Annotated in this window: 3 protein-coding genes; 2 read left to right on the top strand and 1 reads right to left on the bottom strand. The window is 58.9% G+C overall.

Annotated features, from left to right (window positions below; all coding sequences use genetic code 11):
• The coding region (locus ABX749_RS28765) for a hypothetical protein (RefSeq protein WP_372899066.1) at positions 1-529 on the bottom strand (529 nt) is incomplete at its 3' end.
• 543 nt (positions 530-1072) lie between these two features.
• On the opposite strand from ABX749_RS28765, the gene ABX749_RS28760 reads away from it, so the two are divergent.
• Both ABX749_RS28760 and ABX749_RS28755 read left to right on the top strand, forming a co-directional pair.
• On the top strand, positions 1073-1564 hold the full coding sequence (locus ABX749_RS28760; RefSeq protein WP_372899065.1) for a PDZ domain-containing protein: 492 nt from the start codon (positions 1073-1075) through the stop codon (positions 1562-1564).
• Positions 1565-1665: 101 nt separating this feature from the next.
• Positions 1666-2484, top strand: coding sequence for a hypothetical protein (locus tag ABX749_RS28755; protein WP_372899064.1), 819 nt, complete (start codon positions 1666-1668; stop codon positions 2482-2484).
• Positions 2485-2686: the final 202 nt, after the last annotated feature.

The raw sequence follows: 2686 nt of genomic DNA, 5'->3' as shown, positions 1-2686 counted from the left end.
GGCGTGGTTCGACGAAGCGATGGTGCATGACCTGTTCCTGGTTCGTGGCGGCGATGAAGAGCCCTGTACCGGCATTTTCGGCAACCTGATCGCGTAGCTGTGTCAAACCGTAGCATTCAAAGGAGTTACAGAGATCAGACCGCATCGGGCGGGGCAGGGAGCAACCGGTCGCGGAGTGATAGATGCAGGACGCTTCGTAGGTCTCCTCGGGGACATGCTGCAGGTAGTCATCGACAATCGCGTCAGGACTTCGGTCCGGGTGACGGGCGAGGTATCGGCGCATCGAGTCGACGGTGAAATAGGCGTGGTCGCCTCCGTCGGTACAGCAGTGCCCGCCACAGCATGTACAGGCTACGGCTAAAAACTCGCCCAGCGTTTCCGATGCGGCGTCGTGGTCACTTGAATCTGCACCGCCAGCCTGGTCCGCCGCCTCCGTAGCGGCATCCGGTTCGGCGTCCGCTTCAGAAGGACAGTCTTCAATCAGGGCCAGCAGAAACGCTCGGAGCGTTTCACGCCGGTCCGCCGTCATGGGGACCAAGTCGGCGTTGTAGCTTGGGACACAAACTGGCAAATACCTTTCCGGATGTTCAACCCCGCCTGCACGGGCCAGTTGGTTGCGCGTCGAACAAAGTCCGTTTCGAAATCGGGTCAGCGCCTGTTCGTATTTTGCTTCTGATTTCCTCACTTGATCGCGCAATCGGCCACGGTGTTCGCAGCGGCACTTCCATGACATGCAGGTCTGGAACGATCTGGCCTGTTGACGAGTGATCTCCGTGCCGCAAATGCAACAGCGGAACTCGTTGCGCGTGAACGCTTTGTGGTTTCCGGGCATGGTACGTGCCACGTCAAACAGTGGACCGAAGATAGTGCGCACTCCCAACTGTCGATTGTATTCCACAGGTGCCGTGCCGTGACAGCATTTTTCGTCTCTGGCGGGACGTCTTCTTGGCCTGGTCCGCACGAAACGCTCGGTACGATTATTGCAACGCGCTATCGTTGCGGCCGGTCGGGTGCCAACTTGGCTGTTGCACGTCGCAGGTTTCTGGCACGCACGAGTCGTGGGACATTCAACATGAACGTTTTGCGGTGGAGTGTGATCGGCCTTTCGGTTCTCGTCGCTTCTTCGGTGACGCGGGCGGACGACGTCGTTGTGATCGGCCCCGACGCGGGTGAGCAAGCCGCTGCGGATCGCTCGGCCGCCACGCTCGGCGCGGTGGAAGGCGGCGGGTTTGTCGAACCGAAACCCGGCCAGGGATCGGGCAATCCGATTGTCGGCGGTTGGTATTTAGGCGTCTATGGCAGCTACAGTGCGAACGGGTTGTTGTTGACACAGGTCTACCCGGGGACGGCGGCGGCCAGGGTGGGATTGGAAGTGGGCGATCGGATCCTCGCCGTCAATGGACATCCGATTGGAATTGGAACCCATCGGACGCTGCGGATCGACACGGCGCTCGAGCGCTACGCCAATCGTTTCGGATGGGTGCGTTTGCTGGTCAAAGACAAACGCAGCGGGAGATTGATCAACGTCGACGTCAAACTCAGCCGGGGAACGGTTCACTTTTGATCAGGACGTCGTTCAAGGGCTGAGTCGACAAACGCTGGCGACGGCGTGGGGGTGTTTCAGAAAATCGACGTTTTCTTAGCAACTCGACGCGGCATGGTGCGATGACGGAACCGTTGGTCGAACTCCGCTACCCTGCTTCAGGTCCAGTGATGTTTCAGCGCGATGGCACGATTACCGCGAGATCCAACTATCGTCCGCCGAACTGGAAGGAGTGGCCGAGGGCGGGCGTCTACCATCACCTGATTCCTTACCAGGTGTTACGGGACCTCTGGAATCGTATGACGCAGATCGGCATGACGGATCACCGAAACCTGTATCTGCAACAGGTGGCCCAGGCGGCTCCTGCTGGAAACCCCATGCCGATCGGCGAGTTTTTAGATGCGTCTGGCAAAAACCTTGCCAACGAAAATCGATTTGATTTTCTAGAGATTGCTGTGGTCTGGCAGGCGTACAACATGGCGGTGGGACCGAAGCATCGGCCGGCCTTGCCCGATCCTCCGCAAGGCGAATTCGACCACGTCTCGGTGATCCCGGTACACGTCCAACGCGTTTATCGTCTGCGGGAGGTCAGCCGACAGATGAGCGATTTCCTTGCCGCCAGTGAGGGTGGAAAGGTGCCGCCACGTGCGGATCAACGGCTCGGCGACACCATCGAAGGACTCGGTGACATGACCCATTACGGAATCATCACGCCTCAGGATGTCAATTGGTACGGCTTACCGCGTCGGATGTGGATTCAAATGTCCGCCAACGACCGGCAAACCTTTGATCAGTACATGAATCAATCGGGGATGGTCACGCTGGACAAGGAGGATTCGGAGCGACAAGAGACCCAACAATACGCTCAGGCGGCACTGGAGTTCTTGGTTCGAGATGGGCAAATCGTTCCGCCCCCCGGTTTTACCGATTCGGAAAGCTGACTCGAAACACTGACTCGAAACACTGACTCGCCACCGCTTTTCATCCCGGCGGCCCTCTCGGGCATCCAATGGGTCGGTGGCATGGGATACAATGGGGCTTTGGTGAATCCGTCCACACCAACAACTTCCCCGGTTGTGATCCCCCTGGACCGGACGTGCACACGGCTGCCAGTGATCGGGCATGCTTCGAGGCGGTCGGTCG

Source organism: Stieleria sp., assembly GCF_041595215.1.
In the GTDB taxonomy this organism is placed as follows: domain Bacteria; phylum Planctomycetota; class Planctomycetia; order Pirellulales; family Pirellulaceae; genus Stieleria; species Stieleria magnilauensis.
Note: the sequence above shows the minus strand (reverse complement) of the source record. Positions and strands in the feature narration are given on the sequence as shown.

Bases quoted from the DNA above. Each gene is read 5' to 3' on its own strand.
- ABX749_RS28755 (WP_372899064.1), top strand. From the start codon at position 1,666: ATGACGGAACCGTTGGTCGAACTCCGCTACCCTGCTTCAGGTCCAGTG.
- ABX749_RS28760 (WP_372899065.1), top strand. From the start codon at position 1,073: ATGAACGTTTTGCGGTGGAGTGTGATCGGCCTTTCGGTTCTCGTCGCT.